The 24,839-nt window shown below is 60.4% G+C and carries 27 protein-coding genes; 19 read left to right on the forward strand and 8 right to left on the reverse strand.

The features are described 5' to 3' along the window. Positions 1 to 71: 71 nt before the first annotated feature. Genes fliF through BBF93_RS10865 form a run of 5 tightly spaced genes read left to right on the forward strand, consistent with a single transcriptional unit; the run spans position 72 to position 4,422 of the window. Complete coding sequence (gene fliF / locus BBF93_RS10845; RefSeq protein WP_114105903.1) at positions 72 to 1,652, forward strand: flagellar basal-body MS-ring/collar protein FliF; 1,581 nt, start codon at positions 72 to 74, stop codon at positions 1,650 to 1,652. Next, a complete protein-coding gene (locus BBF93_RS10850) occupies positions 1,645 to 2,256 on the forward strand; it encodes a hypothetical protein (RefSeq protein ID WP_114105904.1) in 612 nt (203 codons plus the stop codon). The genes fliF and BBF93_RS10850 overlap by 8 nt, the downstream gene beginning before the upstream one ends. Continuing rightward, positions 2,256 to 2,576, forward strand: coding sequence for a FliM/FliN family flagellar motor C-terminal domain-containing protein (locus BBF93_RS10855; protein ID WP_051612643.1), 321 nt, complete (start codon positions 2,256 to 2,258; stop codon positions 2,574 to 2,576). Before BBF93_RS10850 ends, BBF93_RS10855 begins: the two co-directional genes overlap by 1 nt. Next, complete coding sequence (gene fliP / locus BBF93_RS10860) at positions 2,573 to 3,331, forward strand: flagellar type III secretion system pore protein FliP (RefSeq protein WP_035600122.1); 759 nt, start codon at positions 2,573 to 2,575, stop codon at positions 3,329 to 3,331. The genes BBF93_RS10855 and fliP overlap by 4 nt, the downstream gene beginning before the upstream one ends. Further along, complete coding sequence (locus BBF93_RS10865) at positions 3,328 to 4,422, forward strand: FliG C-terminal domain-containing protein (RefSeq protein ID WP_114105905.1); 1,095 nt, start codon at positions 3,328 to 3,330, stop codon at positions 4,420 to 4,422. The genes fliP and BBF93_RS10865 overlap by 4 nt, the downstream gene beginning before the upstream one ends. A gap of 76 nt (positions 4,423 to 4,498) precedes the next feature. On the opposite strand, the gene BBF93_RS10870 is transcribed toward BBF93_RS10865, so the two are convergent. From BBF93_RS10870 to BBF93_RS10890, 5 genes are all read right to left on the reverse strand, one after another. Further along, positions 4,499 to 5,593, reverse strand: a complete 1,095-nt coding sequence (locus tag BBF93_RS10870) for a flagellar basal body P-ring protein FlgI (RefSeq protein WP_370454424.1) — start codon at positions 5,591 to 5,593, stop codon at positions 4,499 to 4,501. Between the two features lie 22 nt (positions 5,594 to 5,615). Then, positions 5,616 to 6,593 (reverse strand): flagellin, encoded by a 978-nt coding sequence (locus BBF93_RS10875; protein ID WP_162786512.1) that lies wholly within the window; start codon positions 6,591 to 6,593, stop codon positions 5,616 to 5,618. A gap of 5 nt (positions 6,594 to 6,598) precedes the next feature. Beyond that, positions 6,599 to 8,050, reverse strand: a complete 1,452-nt coding sequence (gene flgK, locus BBF93_RS10880; protein WP_114105908.1) for a flagellar hook-associated protein FlgK — start codon at positions 8,048 to 8,050, stop codon at positions 6,599 to 6,601. Positions 8,051 to 8,076: 26 nt separating this feature from the next. Further along, complete coding sequence (locus tag BBF93_RS10885; RefSeq protein ID WP_114105909.1) at positions 8,077 to 9,381, reverse strand: flagellar hook protein FlgE; 1,305 nt, start codon at positions 9,379 to 9,381, stop codon at positions 8,077 to 8,079. Between the two features lie 119 nt (positions 9,382 to 9,500). Then, positions 9,501 to 10,400, reverse strand: coding sequence for a flagellar motor protein MotB (locus BBF93_RS10890; RefSeq protein ID WP_233349093.1), 900 nt, complete (start codon positions 10,398 to 10,400; stop codon positions 9,501 to 9,503). 131 nt (positions 10,401 to 10,531) lie between these two features. On the opposite strand from BBF93_RS10890, the gene BBF93_RS10895 reads away from it, so the two are divergent. From BBF93_RS10895 to BBF93_RS10930, 8 genes are all read left to right on the forward strand, one after another. Further along, positions 10,532 to 11,413, forward strand: a complete 882-nt coding sequence (locus BBF93_RS10895) for a FliM/FliN family flagellar motor switch protein (RefSeq protein WP_162786513.1) — start codon at positions 10,532 to 10,534, stop codon at positions 11,411 to 11,413. A 71-nt stretch (positions 11,414 to 11,484) separates the two neighbouring features. Continuing rightward, positions 11,485 to 12,351 (forward strand): flagellar motor stator protein MotA, encoded by an 867-nt coding sequence (gene motA, locus BBF93_RS10900; protein WP_084324338.1) that lies wholly within the window; start codon positions 11,485 to 11,487, stop codon positions 12,349 to 12,351. Further along, entirely contained in the window at positions 12,348 to 14,084 is a 1,737-nt protein-coding gene (locus BBF93_RS10905; protein WP_114105912.1) for a hypothetical protein, read from the forward strand. Before motA ends, BBF93_RS10905 begins: the two co-directional genes overlap by 4 nt. Continuing rightward, positions 14,085 to 14,801 carry a flagellar hook-basal body complex protein gene (locus BBF93_RS10910; RefSeq protein ID WP_035600133.1) on the forward strand — a complete coding sequence of 239 codons (717 nt, stop codon included), beginning with the start codon at positions 14,085 to 14,087 and terminating at the stop codon, positions 14,799 to 14,801. A 28-nt stretch (positions 14,802 to 14,829) separates the two neighbouring features. Beyond that, positions 14,830 to 15,615, forward strand: a complete 786-nt coding sequence (gene flgG / locus BBF93_RS10915) for a flagellar basal-body rod protein FlgG (RefSeq protein WP_035600135.1) — start codon at positions 14,830 to 14,832, stop codon at positions 15,613 to 15,615. A gap of 4 nt (positions 15,616 to 15,619) precedes the next feature. After that, on the forward strand, positions 15,620 to 16,027 hold the full coding sequence (gene flgA, locus BBF93_RS10920; RefSeq protein ID WP_114105913.1) for a flagellar basal body P-ring formation chaperone FlgA: 408 nt from the start codon (positions 15,620 to 15,622) through the stop codon (positions 16,025 to 16,027). Continuing rightward, positions 16,024 to 16,728 carry a flagellar basal body L-ring protein FlgH gene (locus BBF93_RS10925; RefSeq protein ID WP_233349094.1) on the forward strand — a complete coding sequence of 235 codons (705 nt, stop codon included), beginning with the start codon at positions 16,024 to 16,026 and terminating at the stop codon, positions 16,726 to 16,728. Before flgA ends, BBF93_RS10925 begins: the two co-directional genes overlap by 4 nt. A 9-nt stretch (positions 16,729 to 16,737) precedes the next feature. Further along, positions 16,738 to 17,310, forward strand: a complete 573-nt coding sequence (locus BBF93_RS10930; RefSeq protein ID WP_114105914.1) for a flagellar basal body-associated FliL family protein — start codon at positions 16,738 to 16,740, stop codon at positions 17,308 to 17,310. Between the two features lie 54 nt (positions 17,311 to 17,364). On the opposite strand, the gene BBF93_RS10935 is transcribed toward BBF93_RS10930, so the two are convergent. Beyond that, positions 17,365 to 18,018, reverse strand: coding sequence for a flagellar hook assembly protein FlgD (locus BBF93_RS10935; protein ID WP_035600141.1), 654 nt, complete (start codon positions 18,016 to 18,018; stop codon positions 17,365 to 17,367). A gap of 9 nt (positions 18,019 to 18,027) precedes the next feature. Continuing rightward, on the reverse strand, positions 18,028 to 19,428 hold the full coding sequence (locus BBF93_RS10940; protein ID WP_114105915.1) for a flagellar hook-length control protein FliK: 1,401 nt from the start codon (positions 19,426 to 19,428) through the stop codon (positions 18,028 to 18,030). A 115-nt stretch (positions 19,429 to 19,543) separates the two neighbouring features. Between BBF93_RS10940 and BBF93_RS10945 the strand changes: the two genes are divergently transcribed. The 6 genes from BBF93_RS10945 to BBF93_RS10970 all read left to right on the forward strand — a co-directional run bounded on the left by BBF93_RS10945 (position 19,544) and on the right by BBF93_RS10970 (position 23,413). Continuing rightward, positions 19,544 to 19,879 (forward strand): hypothetical protein, encoded by a 336-nt coding sequence (locus tag BBF93_RS10945; protein WP_162786514.1) that lies wholly within the window; start codon positions 19,544 to 19,546, stop codon positions 19,877 to 19,879. Then, positions 19,876 to 20,256 (forward strand): hypothetical protein, encoded by a 381-nt coding sequence (locus BBF93_RS10950; RefSeq protein WP_114105917.1) that lies wholly within the window; start codon positions 19,876 to 19,878, stop codon positions 20,254 to 20,256. The genes BBF93_RS10945 and BBF93_RS10950 overlap by 4 nt, the downstream gene beginning before the upstream one ends. Positions 20,257 to 20,407: 151 nt before the next feature. After that, complete coding sequence (locus BBF93_RS10955; protein ID WP_114105918.1) at positions 20,408 to 21,655, forward strand: flagellin; 1,248 nt, start codon at positions 20,408 to 20,410, stop codon at positions 21,653 to 21,655. A 111-nt stretch (positions 21,656 to 21,766) separates the two neighbouring features. Next, a complete protein-coding gene (gene flaF / locus BBF93_RS10960; protein WP_162786515.1) occupies positions 21,767 to 22,153 on the forward strand; it encodes a flagellar biosynthesis regulator FlaF in 387 nt (128 codons plus the stop codon). Further along, complete coding sequence (locus tag BBF93_RS10965; protein WP_035600151.1) at positions 22,153 to 22,566, forward strand: flagellar biosynthesis repressor FlbT; 414 nt, start codon at positions 22,153 to 22,155, stop codon at positions 22,564 to 22,566. The genes flaF and BBF93_RS10965 overlap by 1 nt, the downstream gene beginning before the upstream one ends. A gap of 25 nt (positions 22,567 to 22,591) precedes the next feature. Next, entirely contained in the window at positions 22,592 to 23,413 is an 822-nt protein-coding gene (locus tag BBF93_RS10970) for a DUF1217 domain-containing protein (protein ID WP_233349095.1), read from the forward strand. Between the two features lie 6 nt (positions 23,414 to 23,419). Here BBF93_RS10970 and BBF93_RS10975 read toward each other — a convergent pair whose 3' ends face one another. After that, complete coding sequence (locus BBF93_RS10975) at positions 23,420 to 24,778, reverse strand: FliI/YscN family ATPase (RefSeq protein ID WP_233349096.1); 1,359 nt, start codon at positions 24,776 to 24,778, stop codon at positions 23,420 to 23,422. Positions 24,779 to 24,839: the final 61 nt, after the last annotated feature.

Consider the following 24,839-nt stretch of genomic DNA (forward strand, 5'->3'; position numbering starts at 1 on the left):
AACCTTAACGATTTGGCGCCAAATATTAATCATTACAGCTGACTCGCAAGCTGCCTGGGGCCGAAGCATTCATGAAATTCCTTGAGACTCTCAAAGCCCTGCCCCCGTCGCGGCAGCTGATCCTGGCCGCTGCCGTGGCCGGTATCATCGCCGCCATGACGTTCCTGGTTCAGGGGGCGACGCGTGATCCGATGACACTGCTCTATTCGGGCCTGGAGCCGGCCCATGCCGGGGACATCATCAAGCAGCTGGAACAGTCCGGAACGCCTTATGAAATCAAGGGAGAAGCGATCTTTGTGCCGCAGGGCAAGCGGGATGCGATCCGCTTCAATCTTGCCCAGCAGGGACTGCCGCGCCCCTCTGTGCAGGGGTATGAACTGCTTGACCAGGTGAACGGATTTTCGGTCACTTCGGAGATGTACAACGCGGCCTACTGGCGCGCCAAGGAAGGGGAGCTGACGCGGACCATCCTGGCGATTCCCGGGGTCACATCTGCGCGCGTCCATATCGGCGCGAATCTGCGTTCCGGTTTCGCGCGGTCCCAGCCCCATCAGACCGCTTCGGTGACCTTGACCACGGCGCGGGACATGACGTCGGGCCAAGCCGAAGCGATCCAGTATATGGTGGCGCTGGCCGTGGCTGGGCTGAATGCGGAAGATGTTGCCGTGATCGATCCGGTGAAGGGTATTCTGGCTGGCCCGAAGGCCAACCGGACCGAGGAACCCGCCGTTGCGGCCGCGACGCAGGCAAGCCTGCTGGAGCAGAAGATCCTCAGCCTGCTGGAGCCGCGGGTCGGCATGGGCAATGCGCGTGTTTCGGCAACCGTGGATGTCAGCCGCCAGCGCCAGCGCACTTCGGCCGTGACGTTTGATCCCAATTCCAGGGTTATCCGTAACCGGACGACCAATGACACAAGCGGGTCAAGCGGTGGGGCAGGCGGCGGCATGACGGTGGCCAGCAATCTGCCACAGGGCAATACCGGGGGCGGGGGCACGTCGACCAACAAGAATTCGACCGAGACGGTTTCTTACGAAATCAACGAAACGCGCACAGAAGTGGAAACACTGCCGGGTGAAATCCAGAAGATCAGCATCGCGGTTCTCCTGAATGAACAGGCGCTGGGGATTGATCCGGCGGCGGCGGACGCGGCCACGCGTCAACAGCAGATGGCGGCGGACTTCGAGAAGCTGGTCGCGTCGGCGGCAGGGCTCGACATGGCGCGCGGCGACACGATCTCGGTCGAGCTGATGCCCTTCCAGGCGGTGCCCGCAGAGGATCTGGTTCAGGCGCCGGGCCTCTTCGAGCAGCTGATGGAGCGGTATTTCTGGTCGGGCCTGCAGGCGCTGTTGCTGGGGCTGGTGGTGATTGTGCTGGGGGTCGGTGTTGTTCGCCCCATGCTGGTGCAGAAGCCGAAGGAAGCGCTGTCGCCGGAAGGCCTGGGTGCCGGAGCTGGCGCTGCGGGGGCAGCAGGCGCGGTGGCGGCGGCCGATGTGGAGGCCGATCCTTTCGCCTACCTCAAGGACTATGCCAGCGAGCGCCAGGAAGAGACAGCCGCGCTGCTGCAACAATGGCTTACCGAAGACCAGCAGCCGGGCCAGGCTGATCCCATCGCGGCAGCCTTTGACACACGCAAGGTGGCCGTGAATGAGTGATCCGGTTTTCTCGCATCTGCCCAGGTTTGACACCGTAACCGGGCCGCGCCCGGCCGAATGGTTGCGCGCCATGACGGCGGGCGAGCGCGGCGCGCCCCCCAATCCGGCCCCTTGCGAAGAAACCGCCACGCCGCCTGCGGCCGTGAAGGCGGAGCCGGTTGCCGTTCGCCCCATCCCACAAGAAACCGCCGCGCTGCAGGCAACAATCTCAAGCCTCGCAAAAGCGATCGAAAGGATTGAAGCGGAAGCGCGCCAGCAGACAGTGGATACCGTGCGCGCGATTGCCGGCCAGCTTTTCCCCGAGCTGTCGCGGCGTTTCCTTGCCGAAGAGATTGGCCGCCACCTTCCGGGGCTTGTTCCCGCAGCGGCGCCGAAAGTGGACATCTACGCGGAACCCGCCTTAGCCGCGCAACTGCAGGAAATAACCGGCCGGCATCCCAATCTGGAGGGGCGGTGCAATATCATTTCCAGGGAAGGGCAGGGCGATGGCCGCGCCGAGGTTTCCTGGCGCACGGGCGGAGCGACGTTTGATTTCGACAGTCTCCTGACGGCCTGCCTGAACGATCTTGGATCAACACATAAACAGAATGCGGAGTACAAGTGATGGCAACTTCCGAAAAGGCGGTGCAGGAGTTTGACGGTCAGGACCGGCGCGACCCGTCTGGCCGCAATGCCTATCGCCGCTCTATCTTCAGCGTCCCGGTAACGGTGACCGTTTCGATTGGTCAGAAACGCCTCAGCGTGCAGGAAATCCTGGAGCTGCAGCCCGATTCGGTGATTGCGCTGATGTCCAAGGTGGATGATCCGGTGGACCTGTTCATCGATGACAAGCTGATTGCCAAAGGCGAACTGGTCGAAACAGATGAGGGCCAGATCGCGGTGAAGATCGTGGAGATCATCGAAAAGGCCGTAGAGGTGGAATGATCCGGCTCGTGGCCATCTACCGTATCCTGTTTCTGGCCGCCTTTGCGGCCTGCATAGCCTTTTCCGGCCATGCGCAGGAGGCGCCAGCAGCGCTGGATGGCCTGCTGAACCCTTCCGGTGACGGACAGCTTTCAAGCTCGGTTATCCAGCTTGTTCTGCTTGTGACGGTGCTGAGCCTTGTGCCGGGCATCGCGATGATGGTCACCTGCCTGCCGTTCATGGTGATCGTCTTCTCCTTCATGCGGCAGGCGATCGGCGTTCAGCAGGCGCCGCCGAACATGATGATCATGGCTCTGGCGATGTTTCTCACCTTCTTCGTCATGGAGCCCGTCTTCATGTCGGCGTGGGAGAACGGCATTTCGCCTTATATGGAAGGCGCGCTCGACGAGCAGCAGGCCTGGACCCTGACGACCGAACCGTTTCGCGCCTTCATGACCCAGCGAACTGACCCCGAAGCGCTGTTGACGCTGGGCGACGCAGTCAACAGACCAGTGGTTGAGGGCGAGCCGCCAGCCTTTTCGCTGCTGGCCACGGCGTTCATGCTGAGCGAGATCAAGCATGCATTCCAGATCGGTTTTGTGATCTTTCTGCCCTTCATGGTGATTGATCTTGTGGTTGCTTCCGTCCTGATGGCGGTGGGCATGATGATGGTTCCGCCGACGGTGGTTTCCCTGCCGTTCAAGCTCGGCTTTTTTGTGCTGGCCGATGGCTGGCTGAAGATCACCGAAGCGGTGCTTAGAGGCTACGCGACATGAGCACAGTAACGAGACTGAACCGGCGCGGCGGCGGCGACGCGGCCCGCCCGGAGACATCCGGTCCGGCGCTGACACAGGCGCAGCGCGCCGCCGTGATCATTGCGCTGTTGGGGGATACTGCGGCCAAACCGATCGTCAACAAGCTGGACGACGCTGCGTTGGCGCGGGTCGCGTCTTCCCTGGAAAGCGTTACCTATCTCTCGCGTGATGACCTGATTGCGGTGGTCATCGATTTCCTTACTCAGCTTCGCAAATCCTCCGGCGCCCTGAGGGGCGGGCCGGTCCGGGCGCGCGAAGTGATAAAGGGCGTTGTGGATTCCAACCGGATGAAGGCCATTTTCGGGGAAGATGCGCCGATAATGCAGGCCGTCCAACCGGAAGAGACCGGCGACGTCTGGACCCGCCTCAGCACCCGGGATGCCAAGCTCGTGGCGGGCTATCTCAACCGGCTTACGCCCAACATCATCGCGATCATCCTGCGCAAGCTGGATGCGTCGATCGCCTCCAATATCATCTGCCATCTGAAGGAGGAGAAACTGGGCCCCACGCTCGGCCAGATGGTTGAGGCACCGAAACTGGATCCCGGAATCGACTCGGTGATCGAGAAGATGCTCGAAATGGAATTCCTCAACGCCCAGGGCGAAGAAGACGGAGAAGGGGGCGACGAAAGCCATCTTGAAACGATTGGCGAAGTGCTGAGCCTCATTCCGTCTGACAAGCGCGACAATCTCGTCGGCTTCCTGAAGGAACGTTACGAGACAAAGCTCCCCATTATCCAGAAAGGTCTGTTCACTGTTGAGGGCCTGCCGGATCTTCTGCCGCGCAATGCGGTGCCGGTCGTGTTCCGCGAACTCGATCAGCAGACCGTGCTGCGGATACTGGCGACCTTCCGGGGCGCCAATGACGCCGTGGCAGAATATCTGTTGGGCAACATATCTTCCCGCATGGCCGATCAGTACCGGGAAGACCTGAAGGGGATCGCCGCTGTTACGCCCAGCGAAGCGGAAACCATCCAGAGGGAGTTCCTGACGACGCTGATGGATATGCGCCGGCGCGGCGTTATCACGATTACAAAGCCTGGGGCGAAATAGACCACAGTTTTCCGCTGACAGCAGAAAGGCCGGACGGACTGCCCGGCCTTCTTTGTTTTTCCGGATGCGGGGAAGCCTAGCGGATCACGAGATCAGCGTGAATGGCGCCAGCGGCCTTCATTGAGCGGATGATATCGGCCATCTCCTGGGGAGATACGCCGAGGGCATTGAGGCCGGCAATCAGCTGGGAAAGCGTCACATTTGGCTCCAGCATGGCGATACTGTTGCTGCCTGTCTGGGTAATAGTGATTTCCGAGCGGGGCAGCACGATCGATTCGCCCCGAGCGAAGGGGTTGGGCTGCGAGGCGACCGGCGTCTCCCGGACCTTGATGGCGATATTGCCCTGCGCAATCGCCACGCGGGAGATGGTCACATCTTCTCCGAGCACGATGGTGCCAGATTTCTCGTCGATCACGATACGGGCCGGTGTTGCGACTTGTACGGGGAGATTCTCGATGCTGGCGAGGAGGCGGGCAGGGGATTCGGAAATGCCGCGCAGGTCGAGTTCAATAGTGCCGGGATCGCGCATGGAGGCAAGCGGGATGCCCATGGCGGCGTTGATCGTGTCCTCGATGCGGGCCGCGGTGGTAAAGTCGGGTGAGCGCAGGGCAAGGGAGATCTGCTGATTGCGATTGAAGTCGTAATTGACCTCCCGCTCTACCTTGGCGCCATTGGGCACCGATCCGGTGGTGGGGGAGCCGCGTGTTTCGCGTGCGCCCTGAGCCTTCACGTCAATGCCGCTAACGATGATCGTGCCCTGCGCAACGGCGTAGATCTCGTTATCACCAGCCTTGAGCGGCGTGAGGATCAGGGTGCCGCCTTCAAGGCTGGTCGCGTCCCCGATAGAAGCAATGTTGACGTCAATGCTCGACCCGTTGCGTGCAAAGGGGGGCAGGGAGGCCGTGACGAGCACGGCGGCAACGTTCTTGGGTTTGATCTGTTCGCCCTGCACGTTGACGCCGAGGCGTTCCAGCATATGGGTGAGGGAATCTTCCGTGAACGGTGAGTTGCGGACGGTATCTCCCGTGCCATTGAGGCCTACGACGATGCCGTAGCCGACGAGATCGTTGTCGCGGACACCCTGAACATCCACCACATCCCGAATGCGGGCCTGAGCATTCGCCGGGGCGGTGATGAGGCAGGGCGATATGGCGAGGGCGGCGGCGATCAGCCAAGAAGACCATTTCATCGGATTACCTCAGGAAGTTCAGGAGGCTAAGGTTCGACAGGCGGGAGGTGAGCACATAAGCTGCCTCCAGGCTTGCCTCGAGTTGCTTCAGCTCGGAGGCTGCATCATACTGATCGCGTCCGACCATATTGTTATAAACGCTATTGAGGATCGTCTGTTCAGTATCGAGAGTTTCCAGTGACTTGGCGACCCGCTCCTGAATGATGCCCACATCTGCCCGCAGGTTCACGAGCGAGGTTGTGCCAGAGCTCAACCGCTCCGCTCCGCTGCGTGCAATTTCCGGGTTCTGCTGGAAAAGCGCGAGATTGTCCTCGGAGCCGCTGAGGGCCATGATGGCCAGGCCAGAGATCAGTTCGACGAGGGCGGGGTCGGTGGCTGTCACGCTGTCAGGGTCGGTGGCAACCGAGGAGCCCCGATAGATGCTGGTCTGCCACCCACCGGTTGCGGAGTAGAAATAATCGTCGAGCTGCGTCTCAAAATCGGCTGCATCGGTAGCGGTACCGGCTATCGTGCGGAGGTCGGCAAGAAGCTGCTCAGTACCCGCGAAAGGCTGTGTGGCCGTCTCGTCGCCGGAGAACAGGAAACGGTCTCCATGGCGGCCATTGAGCGCTGTGAACACATCCGTGAGCGCAGCCTTTGCGTCCCGCGCCACCACGCTCTGGCCGTGATAGTCCCCAGTGCCAATGGCGCTCAGCATCTGGGTGGCGAGGCCGTCCACGCGGTCCTGAATGCCGGCGAGGCTCTTCTGGACGAGATCGAGACGGCCCTGCCGAACGCCGAGAAGACTGCGCTGGTCTTCGATGTCGGTCAGAGCCTTCTTGCCGATCATGGCGTCGCCAATACGCCCGCCAAGGTGTTTGGTGAGGTCGGCATACTGGCCAGTGACCGATTCTTCGGCAACCACAGTAGCCCGCGCGCGCAGATCGGCAATATTTTGCGTAAAAGAGGCGGAAACGATGCTGTTGGGAGGGATGATGCGCATGAGGATCAAAGCTCCATCAGAACGCTGATCATGTCACGGGCCACCTGAATGACCCGCGCATTGGCGGCATAGGCCTGCTCGATCAGCAAGAGGGATTCCATTTCCTGGTCGACATTCACGCCGGTCTGCGACTGTTCGGCTTCCACCAGCGTCAGGTGCTGCGCCTGGGTCGAGGCGAGCACGGAGTCCTGATGGACACGTTTCTGGCCGACAACCGAGGAAAGCTGCGCGGCCAGGTCGCTGGCGGAGAAAGCGCCCTGAATGCCGTTGGAGTTCATAGATTTGATCTGGGTGAAGGCGTCAAACATCGCCGACAGGATTGATGAATTGCCCGGCGGTCCTTCAGTGGTTGCCTCCAGGCCATCCCGCAGGCGGGATATCTGGCCTCCCTGGGCTGGATCAACGGCGGCGTTTACCGAGATGCGCGATGCCAGGCCCAACGTGCCAGATCCTGCGGGATCGACAAACAGGCCCTGCGCGCCGGGTGTCTTGGTGGGGTCAATCGCATCGTCCGACAGGCGGGTGATGATATCGTTGGCCACCATGTCCAGCTGGTCCATGAAGGCCGGAATATCCTGGTCGCGCAGCGTGAACAGCGCGCCAAGCATGCCCCCGGAGACAGCGCCGAAGGAGGTCGAGCCGGGCGTGAGGTTGATGCCGCCCACGCTTATTCCCGACAGGTCGCCATCTGCGAGGGTCTGCTCGGAGGTAAAGGTGGAGGAGGGGGAGAACTGAAGCTGCTGGGCCGTGCTGCCATTGATGAGGTAGACACCCTGGGGCGTCAGCACATCAATTGCTCCGTATTCCCGCTGAACTGTCTGGATCGGCAGGTATTGCGCAATCGTATCAAGAACCCGCTGGCGCTCATCCATCAGGGTGGCGGCCTGTTCGCTGGTCCGGTCGATGCTGGAAATGCGCTTGTTGAGATCCTGAATCTGTTTCAGGGCGGCGTTGACCGTCTCTACGCCCTGCGCAATTTCGCTATCCGCTTCGGCGCGGGCTTGCGCGGCATAGCTGGAAAGGCTGTTGAGTTCCCTTGCGACGGATTTGGCCGCGTCCAGCAGGGAGGTTGCCGTCGCCGTGGATTCCGGCGAGGTAACCGAAGCGCGCAGCGCGGATTCAAAGTTCGAGAAGGTATTGAACAGCCCCGTCCCGGAGGCGGTGCTGCCGACACGCTGGGACAGGGACTGCCATGTGGAGGCCAGCACCGTTGCCTGGGCAACATCGCTGGTGAGTTCGCGGCGCTGACCTTTGATGATGTCGTCGCCGGCTCTGGACACGCCCAGCGAAACGACGCCGGATGTCTGGGAGCCCTGCACCAGTTCGCCCACCACCAGCGACCGCCGGACATAGCCCGGCGTGCTGGCATTGGCGACGTTGGTGGCAACGATTTCGGCCTTCTGGCTGGTGACCTGAAGACCGGATCGTGCGGCAAGGATGGCAGCTGAGATGCTCACTTAGGAAGCGCTCCTGTCTTCGCCTGTCAGCGTTTCAGGTTGGTGGTTTCCTGAAGCATCTCATCAACGGTCTGAACAATCTTCGCGTTTGACGAATAGGCGCGTTGCGTTTCGATCAGATCTGTAAGCTCGGCTGCGATGTCCGTGGTGGACTCCATCAGCGAGTAGCCGGAGAGGCTGCCGACCGGGCCGCTGCCTGCGTCCCAGAGATAGAGATTGCCGCTGGAGTTCGAGACAGAATAGGCCTGAGAATCGAGCGCCCGGAGCCCGTTCATGTTGGGCACGTCGCCCACCGGGATCTGATAAAGCGTGCGGCGGAAGCCCTTGTCATAGATCGCTTGCAGGAAGCCCTGCTCGTCGATCTCGATCGACTGCAGGTCACCAATGGGCGAGCCATTCTTCGTCACCGCGGTCGGCGCGAAGGAGGCGGCAAGCTGGGTGATGCCGGCGCTGTCATTCGGGCGGCCAATGAACACTTCCACGGGGCCGTGGTCGAGGTTGATCGAGACGCGGCCGGTTGCCGGATCATAGGTGGCGCCGTTGGAGGCGGTAGCCGCGGCGATGCGCCCGCCCGCCGATGGTGTATCGTTAAAGGTGAGATCGAGATCGCCAATAGAAGTGGCAGGGTTGCCGGCGCTGTCGAAAATCTGGACAGTCCACTCATTGCTCGAGCCGCTCGCCGGGACGTTCGGTGTGAACTGGAAGGTGACTGTCTGCGCGCGGCCAAGGTTGTCGAAATACTCGACCGGCAGGAGGTAGGGGTCACTGGAGGCGCCAGCAGTCGTCGCATCGGCCGGAATGTTGATCCCCAGCTCGATGCTGGAAGTCGGCGTGGCGTTGAACTGCGAGGTCGCGATGTTGACGGGCACAAGGTTGACGCCGCTGTTGCGGCTGACATTGCCGACTTCGCCAGCTGAATCGGCTGGCCAGCCAAGCAGGAAGAGGCCGCTCTGGGTTCTCAGGAAGCCGTTTTCATCGGCATAGAAAGAGCCGGTGGGTGTGAGCATCAGATTGCGGTTGGAGGCAAGCGAGTTGATGCCGCCAATGTCGGTGACCGGGAGCAGGCCCCGTCCGGAGACTGCCACATCTGTGGCGCTGCCGGTGCGGATCAGCGAACCCGTAGCGGAGATATCCTTGTACGTATCGACACGTACGCCGCCGGCAGCATAGGCGGAGGATTTCTGCTGCAGCACCATGCTGGAGAAGTCCACGGCGCTGCGCTTGTAGCCGTAGGTACCCGAGTTTGCGATGTTATCGGAAATGGTGGCGAGGCGTGTGCCATTGACACTCAGCCCCATTACCCCCGCGTTCAGGGAGGATGAGATGCTCATATCTGGTTGCTCCTGCGTCAGATAATGACGCAAATTGAAGGCAACTCGTAAATAAGCCGATAACTGCTGTTAGCGGAGTTTGTTAATCTTCTGGAAACGCATTCGGCCGAGGCCTCGCGCTACTCCGTCAGTATCGTGATGGAAATCCTGCGGTTCTGGGCCGCTTGCGTATCTTCCTTGACCAACGGATCGGTGTCAGCCTTGCCGGATACCTCGCGGATGCGGTCTCCAGGAACACCGGCCCGTTCCAGCAGGCGGCGCGCCGCATTGGCGCGGTCGGCAGACAGGTTCCAGTTATCGTAGATGGCGCCGTTGCGGTAACGGTGGCTATCGGTATGGCCGACGATCTTGATGTCATTGTCAAATTCGCCGAACGCCTCAGCGACCACGTCCATCAATTGCATCATCGTGTCGGAGGGCTCACTGCGGCCAAGCGGGAAGAGGGGGGTACTTTCCGAATCGGTGATCTCCAGAACGATGCCTTCTGCAGACATCTTGATCAGCAGGTGCTCGGAAAGCTGGCGGCTCTGTTCGCCAAGGGACTCCTTGAGTTCCTGCAGTTCGGCAGCGATCTGCCTTTCCTCGGCCTGTTTCGCCGCAGCGTCTGCGGCTTCGCTTTCGGAATCTCGTTGTTTGCTGTCGCCAAAGGAGGGGTTTTCGACGCTTTCCTTGCGATTGGCGCCCATGCCCATCTTGGCATAGGTGTTTTCGGCAAAGATCGACGAGCCGTTAAGACCGTCAGACCCGCCGCCGGAAATCCGGCTGATCGGGATGGTGGGGCTGAAATAGTCGGCGATACCCTTGCGCTGTTCTTCGGTTGTGGCGTTCAGCAGCCACATGAGGAGGAAGAACGCCATCATGGCGGTCACGAAGTCAGCATAGGCTACTTTCCAGGCGCCGCCATGATGGCCGTCCGCCTTGTAGACCTTCTTACGCTTAATAATGGTCGGTCCTTGTGCTGAGGAGTCCGTGCCCATTTCAACCACCAGTTCTGCTTCTGCTGGGGGTGCTTTTACCATCGCATGCTCAATTAAGAGCGTAAGACAGAGGTAAGGATCGGGGCTTTGCGATAACCATTCTTCAACCAATTGGGCAGCACTAAGAGTCGTTGGAATCGCATTCATCCCGGAAGGGTGGGGATATGTCGTCGGTGCTGAGAAAGAAGATGGGGGCAGGGTCGGGATTACCTCCGACAATCCTGCGTTACCATGATTTCTGGAGCGCGATTCACCAATCCGTTTCCGGCTGGGCAGCGCAGGCGCTGGAAGGCAGCGTTCCGCCGGCGCCGGAAATTCGCCGTGTGTATTCAGGCGCCAGCGCAATCGAGGCGCTCGATCAGCGGACAACTTTCTTCTTTAATTCAAAGCTTTCGCCGGGTCTGTGCGCAATTGCCACAGATGGCGCGGGCGCGGCTCGTGTTGTGGCCAGGCGGCTGAGCCAGGACTTTGAAAGTGCCAAGGAAGCCTCCGCACTGTTCCTGAAGCTGATGTTCGAGGCGCCCGCCGTTGCCTTGTGGCGGGCCGCTGCCGCTTCGCTTGAGGGCCACCAGGCCGAGACGGTAACGTCTCCTCTGTCTGAGCCGGCACAGGCCGCCTGCAACTTTGAACCTGACAGCCGGTATCTGATCATTGGCTATACGGTGATGCCGGAAGCCGTTCAGTCGCAGATATGGCTCGTATTCGATCTCGACTATCTCATGGGCTGCGCGCATGAGGCCGAACGGCGCGCGGCAGAGCACAGGCGTCCGCCAGCTTCCAGGCTGCTGCGGGAGAGCGTTATGAGCTCTTCGATAAAGGTTGAGGCGGTTCTTGACAAAATATCAATGACGATCGGCGAATGCTCTCGCCTGAAAGTGGGCGATCTCATTCCGCTGCCAGACACCGATCCCGGATCGATCCGTCTGAATGCCGAGACCGTCAACGGACAAATTGAGATCGGGCAATGTGAAATGGGAGTGTGGAAGCGCCAGCGCGCGCTGAAGCTCAAACAGCCCGTGCTCGAACCCTTCACGCAGGAAGTCGCGAAGATGTAGCAAGGAAGAATGACTGCCCGCAGCCACCAGCAAAAAGAGTGGCGCGGTTTTTGGTACACGGAGATAGGCACTTGAACGCGATACTAGGCCTGGTGGTCACCATGGTGATGGTCTTCGGCGGCTATATGCTGGCCGGGGGCAAATTGGGAATTATCCTGCATTCCCTTCCATTTGAGATGATGATGATTGGGGGCGCGGCAACCGGCGCCTTCCTTGCGTCCAACGATTTCAACACAGTCAAGCATACCGGCGGCGACGTTGCTGCGGCTTTCGCTGGCCCGAAATGGAAGAAGAACGACTATCAGGATCTGCTCCTGCTGATGCATGAGCTGCTGCACATCCTGAAGCAGAACCCCGTCGATATCGAACCGCATATCGAAGCGCCGAATGAGTCGGCGATCTTCACAAAATACCCGCGCATCCTGAAGGATCATGAAGCCATCGAGATGATCTGCGACACGATCCGCTCGATGATCATGAACTTTGACAATGTGCATCAGGTCGAAGAGCTGCTCGACAAGCACCTGGAAAGTCTTCTGGAAGAGAAGCTGCACGGCTCTCACGCGCTCCAGCAGATGGCAGACGCGCTTCCGGCACTCGGCATCGTTGCGGCCGTTCTGGGTGTTATCAAAACGATGGCGTCGATCGACAAGCCGCCGGAAGTTCTCGGTGGCATGATCGGCGGCGCCCTTGTCGGTACCTTCCTCGGCGTGTTCCTCGCTTATGGTGTGGTCGGACCGTTTGCGGCACGCGTGAAGACGATCCGCAGCGAAGAACATCTCTTCTATTCAATGATTGGTCAGGTGCTGGTATCGAACCTGCACAAGAACCCCGTCAACATCTGCGTAGAGGTAGCGCGCCGTCAGGCTCCGGCCCGTGTGCGCCCATCCTTCGATGAAATCGAGCAGGCTGTGAGGGGGCTCAAGCAGGCGGCATGAGGCGATACGTCTGGCTTCTTCTTTGCGGCGCCCTGCTGGCTCCGCCCGTCCTTGCTGCCAAACCGGCGGAAAAGACGGCGGAGCCAGACGCGCGAAAGCAGGAGCTCTCGACCGAGCTCAACCAGTTCGTCCGGGATGCAATCGATGAGGGCCTGCTGGCGCCTGCCGGATCGGGCGCGGCCCGCGGCGCGGCGAGTGCCGAGGCGTCGCCGGCGGGGGAGGGGAGCGTTGATATCCCCAAGGCTGGCGGCGCAGTGATCTGCGGCGAAACCTATCCGCTGGATTTCTCCGAGTTCGAAGCGGCCGCCAGTTATGCCGACATCCTGAATTATCGCAGCCAGCTTCAGGTGAGCGGTGAGGCGTCTACGGATGACCCGCGTCTCGCCAGAGCGTATATCGCGCTGGATATGGGCTCTGAGGCGGTAATGAACCTGCGCAACCCGGACAGCCCGGATGAAGTTGCCCTGCGCGAAGTGGCCTTGCTTCTGGATGGCCGAACCCGGCCTAATGTTTCTTATTTTCAAGGATTTGCGCGCTGTCATGAGCGCGGCGAGTTCTGGCTCGGGGTTGCGCTGCTGGTTGATGGGCAATCGGCAGGCACGGCCTATGTCGACAAATGGTTCAGTGAATACCGGCATCTGCCATTGCAGTTGCGCACGAGCGTAACGGCGCTGGCTGTCCCCGCGCTCGACCGGACCGATGGGCGGTTCCTGTCGCAGAAAATGCTGGCTTCGTTTTCGAGCAATGATCTGCGGGATTCCACGCAGCTTCAGTTCGCTAACGCCATCCTAGCGCTGGGGCAGGGCAGCAGCGAGGCGGAAATCCTTATCCGGACATTCCTTCTGCAGGGCCGGTTCCAGGAAGAAGCGCTTCTGGCGCTGATCCGTCATCGCCGCGTTATCGATCCGCCGCTCAAGGCGCTTCTCCTCGACAGCATGCTGCTCAAGATCGAGCAGTCCAAGCATGAGGAAGATATCCGTGCCAGCATGAAGTTCGTACTCGATGAACTCAGTGCTGGGTCGCGGTACATGACGATGATGGAGATGGCGGCGCGCGAGAACATGCAGAGCGACGTTGTGCAGGGCGAGATCCGCGATCATTTCGTGAGCGCCCTTCAGCGCGACCTGACAAGCGCCGACCCGCTTCAGAACCTTGCCGCGATCGAAGCGCTATCGGTGGAATCGGGACTTCTGGACAATCACGATCAACGCACGGCTCTTTATGAAGAGGCGACCCTGAAAGCGGTGCGCCTGGGCTTTGCCTCCCTGGCAGACGAGCTTTCCCGCAAGACACAGCCGGGAGAAGCGGTGGCCGAGCAGCGCGCGACGCTGGCTTACCGGCTGAAGGATTATCCCGCTGTCTTCCAGTTGGCGCAGGCCAATCCCTCAAATCCCCAGATTGGGCTGGTGGCCGCGCTCAGCGCCATCGACGCCAACGACGCCGCTCAGGTTCAACAGTTTACCGGCCGCCTCAAGCTGGACGCCGATACCGTCCTGATGCTGATCGAGCATGACGCCGCCAGCCGGCGTTGGATTGTTCCAGCCAGTGTGTATTCCACCGCCAGAGAGATTAACGACGAAGCTCGGGCCGTGCGGGTGAAGCGGGTTCTGGATCTGAAGCGGGCGGCCTCCGGCGAAGTATCCGGACCGTCTCCTGCGACCATGGCAGGCATGGGGGAGCGGCTTATGTCGACGCGCATGGCGCTGGAATCTCTCGAAGGGGAGGGGAACTGAATGTCTAGCCCAGTCTATACAACCCTGACGCGCCAGCAGGGCCTGATGCAGGAAATGCAGGCGGTTGCCAACAACCTCGCCAACTCCAGCACGACCGGCTACAAATCCGACAAGGCCGTCTTCACCGAATTCCTGGTTTCGACCGGCAATTCTGCCGATCAGTCGCTTTCGATGGGCGCGCTGGGCGGCCACACATTCGTGATGGAGCAGGGTGGCCTCAATTTCACTGGAGGCCGGTTTGATCTCGCCATTCAGGGTGAGGGCTTTTTCAGGGTGGATACTCCGCAGGGGGAGCGCCTGACGCGCGCTGGCCATTTCCAGCTGTCTTCGGCCGGCCAACTCGTCGATATGCATGGTAACGCCGTGCTCAGCGCGGGTGGAAATCCGATAACAATTCCTGATGACGTGCTTGACGTGAAGTTCGGTGAAGACGGAACGATCTCGGGCAATGGCCAGATCATCGACCAGCTTGGAATCATGACCGCCGATGGCGAACTCAGACGCGATTCCAACACCTATTTCTCCGCCGATGGCGGTACGGTTCAGGCGCAGGACGCAAAGCTTGTCCAGGGCGCGCTTGAGCAATCGAATGTTTCGCCGGTGCTGGAAGTGGCCCGGATGATCGAAGTCCAGCGCGCCTATGAAGCGGGCCAGGCACTTCTCGAGAGGGAGGACCAGCGCATCAGCCAGCTGATCACAGCTGTGCGGGAACGTTGAACCGTTTAAGCAGGTGTAGGAGACGCCTATGAAGTCATTGCAGATTGCCGCGTCCGGGATGGCCGCCCAACAGATGCGGGTGGAAGTTATCTCGAACAATATCGCCAACATGAGCACGACGGCATATCGTCCGAGGACGGCCGAATTTTCCGATCTCATGTACCAGCAATACCTGACCCCCGGCACGATCACGTCCCAGGTGGGCACTGTTGTGCCCGCAGGGATTCAGCTGGGTACAGGGGTCCGCCCCACCACAGTTTCCATGCAGCTGACCCAAGGGGCCCTTCGGGAAACGAAATCGGAGCTGGATGTCGCCATTGATGGCAGCGGTTACCTTGAAGTGACCCTGCCATCCGGCGAGCCAGCCTTCACGCGCGATGGCAAGCTCACCCGCAGCGCCGATGGCGAAATCGTCACCTCCGATGGCTTTCCGCTTGCGGATGGGATTGTCATCCCGGCGGATGCCCGTCGCATCTCGATCAGCCGGGACGGGGAAGTGGTTGCTTATTTCGATAATGAAACCCAAGGCCAGGCCATCGGCAACATCTCGCTCGTTCGCTTCGTCAACGAGAAGGGGCTTGAGGCGATGGGGGACAACATGTTCCGGGAAACCGAAGCATCCGGCCCGCCCAACCGGCTTGTTCCGGGGTCTGAGGGTATGGGCTTCCTGCGTCAGGGCTATATCGAAGACTCAGCCGTGGACGTGGTCAAGGAGATCGCTGACCTCATCGAGGCTCAGCGCGGCTATGAGCTGAACTCCAAGGTGATCACGGCATCTGATGAGATGCTGTCTGCAACCACGCGGTTGAGGTAGCGTCATGAGCTCTCTCGTCGCCATTGGTTTCAGCGCCTTCCTGGCCCTGTCAAGCGCCTCTTCCCTGGTCGCTTCCGAAGTGATCCGGGCAGGGGATCTCGTCACCCCGGGAAATGCCACTGCAGATACCGGCGTGGCTGTATCCCTGGATGAGCCGGTCGTCGGCCGCGAAGCCAGACGCACAATCTATGCCGGCCAGCCGGTCACCATGGACAATACGCGTCCTGCCCGGCTTGTGGCGCGCAACCAGATCGTCACCGTGAAATACATCGCGGGCGGTCTTGAAATTTCCACCACTGGCCGCGCGATGGGGGAAGCTGCCCTCAATGAGCCGGTTACCGTTCTGAACCTGCAGTCTCGGCAACTGGTTCAGGGAATCGTTCAGGAAAACGGATGGGTCCTCGCACAATGAAAACCATGTTCTCCCTACCTTTCGTTGCACTTGCGGCCGCCGCCTGTGCCAGTTCCGCCCAGCCTGCGCCGGACTATGCTCCGCCTGCGCCCTATACCGGCTATCCCGGCGCGGTGCCCGAGCCGGCCGATCCGGATGCACAGAACGCCTCGCTCTGGACCACCACCCCCACCGCGCTGCTCAGTATGCGGCGCGCCAAGGAAGTGGGCGATCTCCTGACGGTCGTTGTTGAGATGAACGATCAGGCCAGCGTGCAGAGCTCTCTCTCGCGCAGCCGGGATTCCAGCGACGATATGAGCGTCAATGCCATGTTCGGTCTGCCCGAATGGGCAAATGGTGTGCTCCCCGGCGGAGCGAGTCTCTCGCCCGGCCTCGATGTGGCGCGCAATTCCAGCCAGAATGGTTCGGGCGCTGTGCGGCGCGCCGAGAAAGTCACCTTCACGCTCGCCGCGCGCGTGGTGGGCGTCGAGCCGAACGGCAACCTCATTATTCACGGGTATCAGCAGTCACGGGTCAGCAATGAGGTCCGCTATCTGACAGTCTCCGGCGTTATCCGGGCCCAGGATGTCACCCGCATGAACACGGTGACCTATGACAAGATTGCCGACGCCAAGCTCGCTTATGTCAGCAATGGCGACGCTGCCTCTGCAACTGACCGGAAAGCCGGCACCAAGATCATCGACAAGATCATTCCTTTCTAGAGACTCCGGATGAAAAACATCATCACTGCCCTGATTGCCGTTATCTGTGTCGTCATTGGCGGCGTAGGCGGACATATGCTCCGCGGGGGTAGCGGAGAGGCGGCTGCTGCCTCTGCAACATCAGACAAGGCGCATGGTGAGGAGAAGTCCGAAGACGACGGCCACGGCGCGCCGAAGGAAAAGGAAAAGAAGGACTCCCATGGCGGCGACAAGAAAGCCGGCAAGGATAGCCATGGTGGCTCCAGCAGCAGCTCCGGCGTAACCTATTTCCGGTTCAGCCGGGAATTCGTTGTCCCGATCATTCAGAATGAGCGTGTCGCAAGTCTTGTCATTCTCAATATCAATATCGAGGCCGATGCATCTGCGTCGGACAAGCTTTTCTCTCAGGAGCCTGTGCTGAGAGATGTGGTGATGACCACCCTGATTGAAATCAGCGGTGATGGCCGGACCTTCCAGTCCATGACCAGCATCGAGAATTATGAAACCGTCCGCTCCCTGATCCTCGGCAATCTGCAGAAGAAATTCCCGGGAATGGGGATCAAGAACATCCTGATTCTGGATATCGCCCGTCAGGACCTCTGAGTCAGGATTTCTGAGCACTGTCCGGGAGAGGGGCTCTACCCTCCCGGATCTAGATTACAGTTTGCGGGCTTGGGCCAGATCCACGGTCAGACCGGACGCCGTGCCGAGGCGCAGCGTGCCGCCTTCGCTGACAATGTCGGTTACCTTCGTGATGACGTTCGGGACAGCCGTGCCCTTGAAGGCATTGTCTTCATAATAATCGATCACGAATTCATACATCTTGTCTTCGGTGGCTACCCCGCCGCTGGTCAGTTGCCCATTCCAGCTGAAGACTGTCTTTTCCGGGTCCAGAGTTTCGGTCCAGACGGCGTTCCCGTCCGCGTCCTTGACCGTGAGCACGCTTTTCGTGGTTCCCTGGGGCGCTTCATAGGAATAAGTCGCCGGGCTTCCCGTGTAGGGCATCCATGACGAGGCAAAAGTCACCTCTTCGCCGAGCCATTGGCTCGCCATAAGCCCGTTCAGATCACTGATCATGGACGCAATGCTCGCCAGGGCGGTGTTGGAATTCACCAACTGTTCGAGGCTGGAGAAAGTGGCGAGCTGTTCGACGAACTGGGTGGAGTCCATCGGGGAGAGCGGGTCCTGATTTCGCACTTGCGCCGTCAGGAGCTTGATGAAGCTGTTATACTCCGAGCCCATCTGGTTGTTCGAGCTCGTCGTGGAGGTGTTCTGGTAGGTGGCGCCCGTATAATTGCTGATCGTCGTCATTTTGGGCTCCTAAAGCCTGATATCCAGCCGGCCGCTGGAAGCGATCTGGCGGTGAGTGGAACTGTCAGCGGCGATCATCAGTCCGCTGTTTGTAAGGGCGGGGGTGTCAAACCGGCCGCCGGACAGTTTTGCCTGCTGGCCCCAGCCTTCATTCTGCTGCGGGTTCTGGTGCTGGAAGCTCATATTCTGGCCTGACAGCCCGTTGCGCTCCAGCGCCTGCACCAATTCGAAATGCATGAGACGCAGCTGGCGCATGGCTTCTGGGCTTTCGGCGGTGATGGTCACATGCTGAAGGCCCTGGGCATCAAATTTGAAATCGATCGAGATGCGGCCGAGTTCCGGCGGGTCGAGTTGGACTACCACCCGGTCGTCCTGCCCATCGCTGGTGGCGCGGGCGACAATATCGGGAAGCTGTGTCGCCGTGGCTGTGAGCACGGCATGTGTCGGCGTCATTTGGGCCGTGGCCAGAGCGGAGGTCACCGGGGAAATGGAGGGGGCCTGGCCAGCGGCGCCTGAAAACAATGAGATCTGCTGTGATTGCGGCGCCGCGGTGTCGGCGTTCAGGTCGCTGCCTGTGCCTGCCTCCGCAGTGATGGCGCCCATAGTGGCGGCCAAGCTGCCAGAAGCGTCTGCGGCTGGGGCGTCAGGGGCCAGTTCGGCCCGGATGTCTGCTTCGGCAGAAGACGGCAGCGCGCTCCATGAAGGCTGGGCCGTCCGGTCGATGCTTTCTGCCGGCGTTTTGCCTCCGGCGGCAAGGCTGGCGGGCACCGGCGCGGCCCCTTCAATCCGGGTTTTGCTGGCGGAGGCCTGAGCGGGAAGGGGGGCTGAGGTGGCCATCATCGCCGCTGCCACTTCCGGCGGCGGAGCAGATGCTTTCGCAGTTTCCTCCGGAGGCGCCGTTTCTGCGATGTCTTCCGTCTGCGTTTCAGCCGGATCGGTCTTGCCAGTCATGAGCTTTTCCACGGCCAGCTCGGCCGGATCAGCCTGGGCTGCAGCCTCGGAAGCATCAGAGGAAGCGGGCAATGCCTCGGCTTCGGGCGGCGTGGCTGCGCCCCCCTGATCGGCATGTTCCAACGCAGGAAGGATTGGCGCTTGCGGGCTCGCCGCGCCGGCTTCTGAAGGGGCGGATACGTGTATTGCCAGATCGTCAACCAGGAGGGAGGGGGCGGCTGGCCCTGTGGGCGGCGCCTCGCTGGGCGCGACCGCCTGTTCAAGGCTCAGCGCGGCCAGCGTCAGTGTTCCGCTGTCGCCTGCCGCGAGATCGGCGCTCTGCCCGGGTGAGGGGGGCACAGCAAAAAGGCTGCTGGCAAATTCCTTGCCGCGCCCTTCGCCCGCTTCGCTGCGGGCCATTGCATCCTGCCGTGGACCTGACTGGAAAAGCCAGAAATCCGGATCAACGGAGAAAGTCATCCTGCCTTCCACCTATGTCTTGTATTAACCTATCTACAACCATGCCCCGTAAAATATGCGTTAAGCCGCCGGGCATCTGATGCTCCCCAGGCGGAATAAATTTTCGGAGCCGGCCATGATCTCATCCATAATGCCCGCAGCCACGGCCCCTTTGGCGGGGACGGCGGGGGACGGGAAGTCTGCTTCCCCGTCAGGTGAGGATCGCTCCGAGATCGGCAAGCGATTCGAACAGATGCTCTGGGCCGAGATGCTGAGCCATGCCGGGCTTGAAAAGTCCCTCACCCTGGGGGGAGGCGAAGCAGCGTCTGCCTTTTCCAGATATGTCGTGGAGGCGATCGCCGCAGATCTTGCTGAGACCCATCCTCTGGGTCTTGCCCGCAGGGTGGACGATATCACGTCCGCGCAGGCCCCCGCAGACACCGGCACCCTCATGAAAGACACCCAGGGATGAGTGAAGCGCAAATTCAGAGCACCGCTCTTGATCTTGAAGATATCCTGATTGCTGAGCGGGACCTTCTGATGACCGGCCAGGTTCGGGAAGCTGCCGATCTTAGCGGAGAGAAGCTTGCCGCCCTGGAAGCCTTCGAGGGCGCCATCACGGGGCGCGGGCCGGTCGCGGTATCGGTCGCAACCCGGCTGCTTGTTCAGGACGTTCTTCAGCTATCGGAGGAAAATGCGCAGCTGCTCAATGCAGTTCGCAACGGCGTGCGCAGCCTGATCGCCAGATTCGAGCGCCCAGCCGAGGATGTGTTTGTCGGTTCTTACCAGCAGGGAGGGCGCCAGATCGCCTTCTCCAACGCGACCGGGCAATACCTCAAAAGGGTATAACGCGATTAACTCTACATTTATCGCTCTCGTTTACGACAGTGTGTGTGGAACTACGAAAGTTCGGGGCTACGGCTCCAACGTCAGGACGACGCGTTTTTTCAACAAGCAAGCCACTATACAAAAATTGTGGCACACAAGAATGGATAGATAGATGTCTAGCATCCTGACCAACAACAGCTCGATGGTCGCCCTCGAGACCCTGCGCAACATCAACCGCAATCTCGAAACCGTTCAGAGCGAAATCTCGACCGGCAAGAAAGTTTCGACGGCAAAAGACAACGCTGCGATCTGGGCTGTGTCGACGGTCATGTCGACCGACGTTGCCTCGTTCAAAGCCATCACCGACTCGCTGAACCTCGGTTCGTCGACGGTTGGCACCGCCCGTTCGGCCGCTGAGAAAGTGACCGAAACCCTTCAGGACATCAAAACCCTGATCGTTCAGGCCCAAGGCGAGAACGTCGACCGCGCGAAATATCAGACCGACATCGCCGAGAAAATCTCGCTGATCGAAGGCTATGTCAGCGCCGCTCAGTTCAACGGCCTCAACCTGATCAACGGCTCCTCGACTGCCGACGTGAACGTTCTGGCTTCGCTCGACCGTTCGTCTTCGGGTTCGGTGTCGACCTCCTACATCTCCGTTGCCCGCAAGGACCTCTCGGTGGCCAACACGGGCTCTGCCGCAACCTTCGGTGCCACGGCTGTTACCAACACCACGATCCTGAACAACGGCGGCACCGCCGCTGGTACCGCTGCTTCGGTCGGCGCCGCCGCCACGCAAACCATCACGGTTGCCTCGGTTGCCGATGGCAACAGCTATCGCCTGACGCTCAGCGACACGGCGACCAACAACACGATGGGTCAGCGCAGCTTCGAATACGTTGCCAGCGCCTCTGACAGCGCCGAGTCGGTGGCTGCCAGCCTTGCCAACCAGATCTCCACCTTCTTCGCTGCCACCGGTGAGACGAACTATTCTGTCGTCCGTAGCGGCGACGAAATTCAGATCACCAACAATTCTGCTGCTGCCCTCAGCGTCACAGCTGTGACAGCAACGGGCGGTACGTCCGGTGTTTCGGCCGGTGGTCTTGGCGATCTCAACACGATCGACGTGACGACCTCGGCTGGTGCAACCGCCGCTCTGACGACGATCGAAACCCTGCTCAACACCGCAATCGATGCGGCAGCTGCCTTCGGTTCTTCGCAGAACCGTATCACCGGCCAATCCGAGTTCGTTCAGACGCTGATCGACTCGATGACCACCGGTATCGGCAGCCTGACCGACACGGACATGGAAGCTGCTTCGGCAAAACTGCAGGCCCTTCAGGTTCAGCAACAGCTCGGCGTTCAGGCGCTGTCGATTGCGAACCAGGCTCCGCAGACGCTGCTGTCGCTCTTCCGCTAACAGACCTTTCAGTTCCGGCCGCTTCGGTGGCCGGAACCATGAATTCGGCAACCAATCGTCCCGGGCGTTTCGGCGTCCGGGGCTATTCATCAGATACCCAGGAGGGGCATCTTGCAGGCTTTGGCATATAAGGCCTATGGCCAGGTAACGCAGAGGACTGCGACCGGTCGTGCGCTTGAAATCGCTGTCTTCGAACAGATCACCCAGGCGCTTCAGACAGTTCATGATAATAATGGCGAAAATCCCGGCGAATGGGGCGATGCGATCCATCGCAACCTTCAGCTCTGGTCGATTATCGCTGCGGATGTTCTCAGCCCCGAGAACGCCCTTCCGAACGAGACCAAGGCGGGTCTCTTCTCGCTTTCCGAATTCGTCCGCCGCACTTCGATGCAGGTTCTTGCTGGGGCCGATGGCCTTGCTGACATCATCGAGGTGAACCGGACAATCCTGGCCGGCCTGGATGGCTCGGCCTCATCAGTAGAGCAGGAGGTTATCTGATGTCTGGACTGGTTCTGAAAATTGCGCCGGGTGAACGCTTCATCATCAACGGCGCGACCCTTGAGAATGGCGACAAACCTGCCCGCATCCGTGTGGTTGAGGGCGACGCCCGCGTGCTGCGCGTGCGCGATGCCATGCATCCGAGCGAAGTCAATACGCCGGTCAAGCGCGTCTATTACGCCATCCAGCTGCTGATCACTGGCGACCTGAAAGAGGAAGACACGCTGCCCGCGCTGGATGAAGCCTGCATTCAGCTGCTCGACATTTTCAAGCCGCTCAATGCGGATCTGATCCCGCTGCTGAGATCCATGCTCAGTCGCGGCAATTATTATTCGGCGCTGTGCCATCTGCGGCAGGTTCTGGCGCTGGAAGAACAGCTTCTCGATATGCGCAAGGAAAGCAAGGTCGCCTGAGATGGCGTTTCAGCCGGTCGTTCCAATGTCAGGGATCGGAGGATGGAAATTCCTCCAGGCCACCTATGACAAGCAGCTGCAGAGCTATACCAAGTCTCCGCAGGTCCGCAACGATCGCGACTATCTGATCGAGAAGTTCGCCCAGCCGATCTCGGTTGAGGATTTCCTGAAAGATACGCGGCTTGTGCGCGCGACGATGACCGCATTCGATCTTTCCGGTGAGGAATGGAAGAAGGGCTTCATCAAGAAGGTGCTTGAAGAAGTCGGTAATCCCGACAGCACTTTCCTTCAGCGGTTGAACAATTCCAAATATACTGCCTTCGCCAAGGCGCTGACACCGGTGAATGGCAAGATCGATCTCAGTGAAGAGAAGATCGCCGCGATTGCCGTCAGCTTCGAGCGCAGCTCATTCGAACTTGCCATCGGCAATGTCGATGATTCCATGCGCCTCTCACTCAACTACAATGACGAGATTGGCGTGATGACCGCCAATGGCGCAAGTGATGACACCATCGCTTATCGCATTCTGGGGGATGTGCCGGTCTACACCATGTTGAAGACCGCGCTTAATCTGCCTTCGGACACGTCAAAGCTTCCGGTCGAGCGGCAGGCGGAAATGATCAAGTCCAGCCTCAAGAAGGTTCTCGGCGTTTCCAAGCTGTCTGAAATTTCCTCTCCGGAACTGATCGACAAGATGGTTGTGCGTTATCACGCAATGAAGTCGATCACCGAAAGCAGCGCATCGAGTTCACCGGCCGCCGCAGCGCTGATCCTGCTGGGCGGTGGGAGCAGCTATGGCTATGGCAGCAATGCCAGCCAGAATCTTTTTCTCTCGAGCTTTCTCTAGGAACGTCTAGCCGCGCGGACGCGGCGGCGGGCGTGTCGCGGTCTGTTCCGGAGCAGGATCAGGCAGGGCGCCCGCATTTAGAATGCCGGCCATTGCCGCAAAGGCGGCTTCAATTCCATTCCCGTTCCGTGTGGATACAAAAGCGTCCAGTGCCGGATAGAGGGCGATGGCGCGGTCGGCGTCCGGGTCGCGCCCGAATTCGAAAAGGCTGGCGCGCAGCATCGGGGCAATTTCATCGTAGAGCGCGACCATGCGGCGATAATCGCGCAGCATGTCATTCTCCCAGTCAGTCGCCGCTGCGGGGAGCGCGCGGGAAACGCTCTTGAGCACATCGATGGCTGGATAGCGGCCGCGCTCGGCGATGTTCCGGGAAAGGATGATGTGGCCATCCAGAATGCCGCGGATCATGTCGGCGACTGGTTCCTCAAGGTCGGAGCCTGCGACGAGAACGGAGAAGATGCCGGTGATGTCGCCCTTGGTGCCGGTCCCTGGGCCGGCGCGCTCGGCCAGCTCGGCGATCACGCGCACGGTGGAGGGGGGGAAGGCGTTGAGGGCAGGGGTCTCCCCGGCCAGCAGCGCCACTTCACGATGCGCCTCGGCAAAGCGGGTGATCGAGTCGAACAGGAAGAGAACGCTGTGGCCCTGATCGCGGAAATGCTCGGCGGTGGCCATCGCGCAGTAGGCGGCGCGTTTCTTGGCGCCGGGCGATTCGCTCGCTGTGGCAGAGACGATGACCGTCTTGTGGCGGACAGCCTGCGGCAGGTTTACCTCGACGAACTCACCCACCTCCCGGGAGCGTTCGCCAATCAGGGCGATCACCACCCGGTCGGCGTCAAGTCCGGCGGCGAGGGATCCCAGGAAAGTGGATTTGCCGACGCCCGATCCGGCAAAGAGGCCGAGCCGCTGCCCCCGGCAGATCGGCAGTAGCGTGTCGGTGACCATCCATCCGGTGGCCAGGCGGGGGCCGAGCCGCCGGCGCAAATGGGCCGGAAGGGCCGGCGCGCGCAGGGGCCGGCTGATACCCTGGGCCGCAAGTCCCGCACCTGCGGGCAGTTCGGTGGCCACTTCGCCGCGATAGTTAATGATCTGGCCGAGCCAGTGATCGCCCGGCTCGATCCGGGCTTCCTGCTCGATATGCACCACATCGCCGATGCGGATGATGTCACTAGCCGAATAGAGGAGGGCGGAAACACTGTCGCCGGAAACGCTCAGAATTTCGCCGTGGATCTTTTGGCCCTGTTTTTCAATAATAATTTCGTTACCGACGCCGGCAAGCTCGCTCACGCCCGCAATGCGCAACATGCCCGCGGCGACATCGGTGACGGTGCCCCAGAGACGATAGAGCCGGTTCGGCTGCGATGCCATGGATGCCTGCAAGTAAACAAATCCCGCATTTCTGTTAACCTGTTCTTTAGTTAATGCGAAC

This window comes from Hyphomonas sp. CACIAM 19H1 (assembly GCF_003325995.1).
GTDB lineage: Bacteria > Pseudomonadota > Alphaproteobacteria > Caulobacterales > Hyphomonadaceae > Hyphomonas > Hyphomonas polymorpha.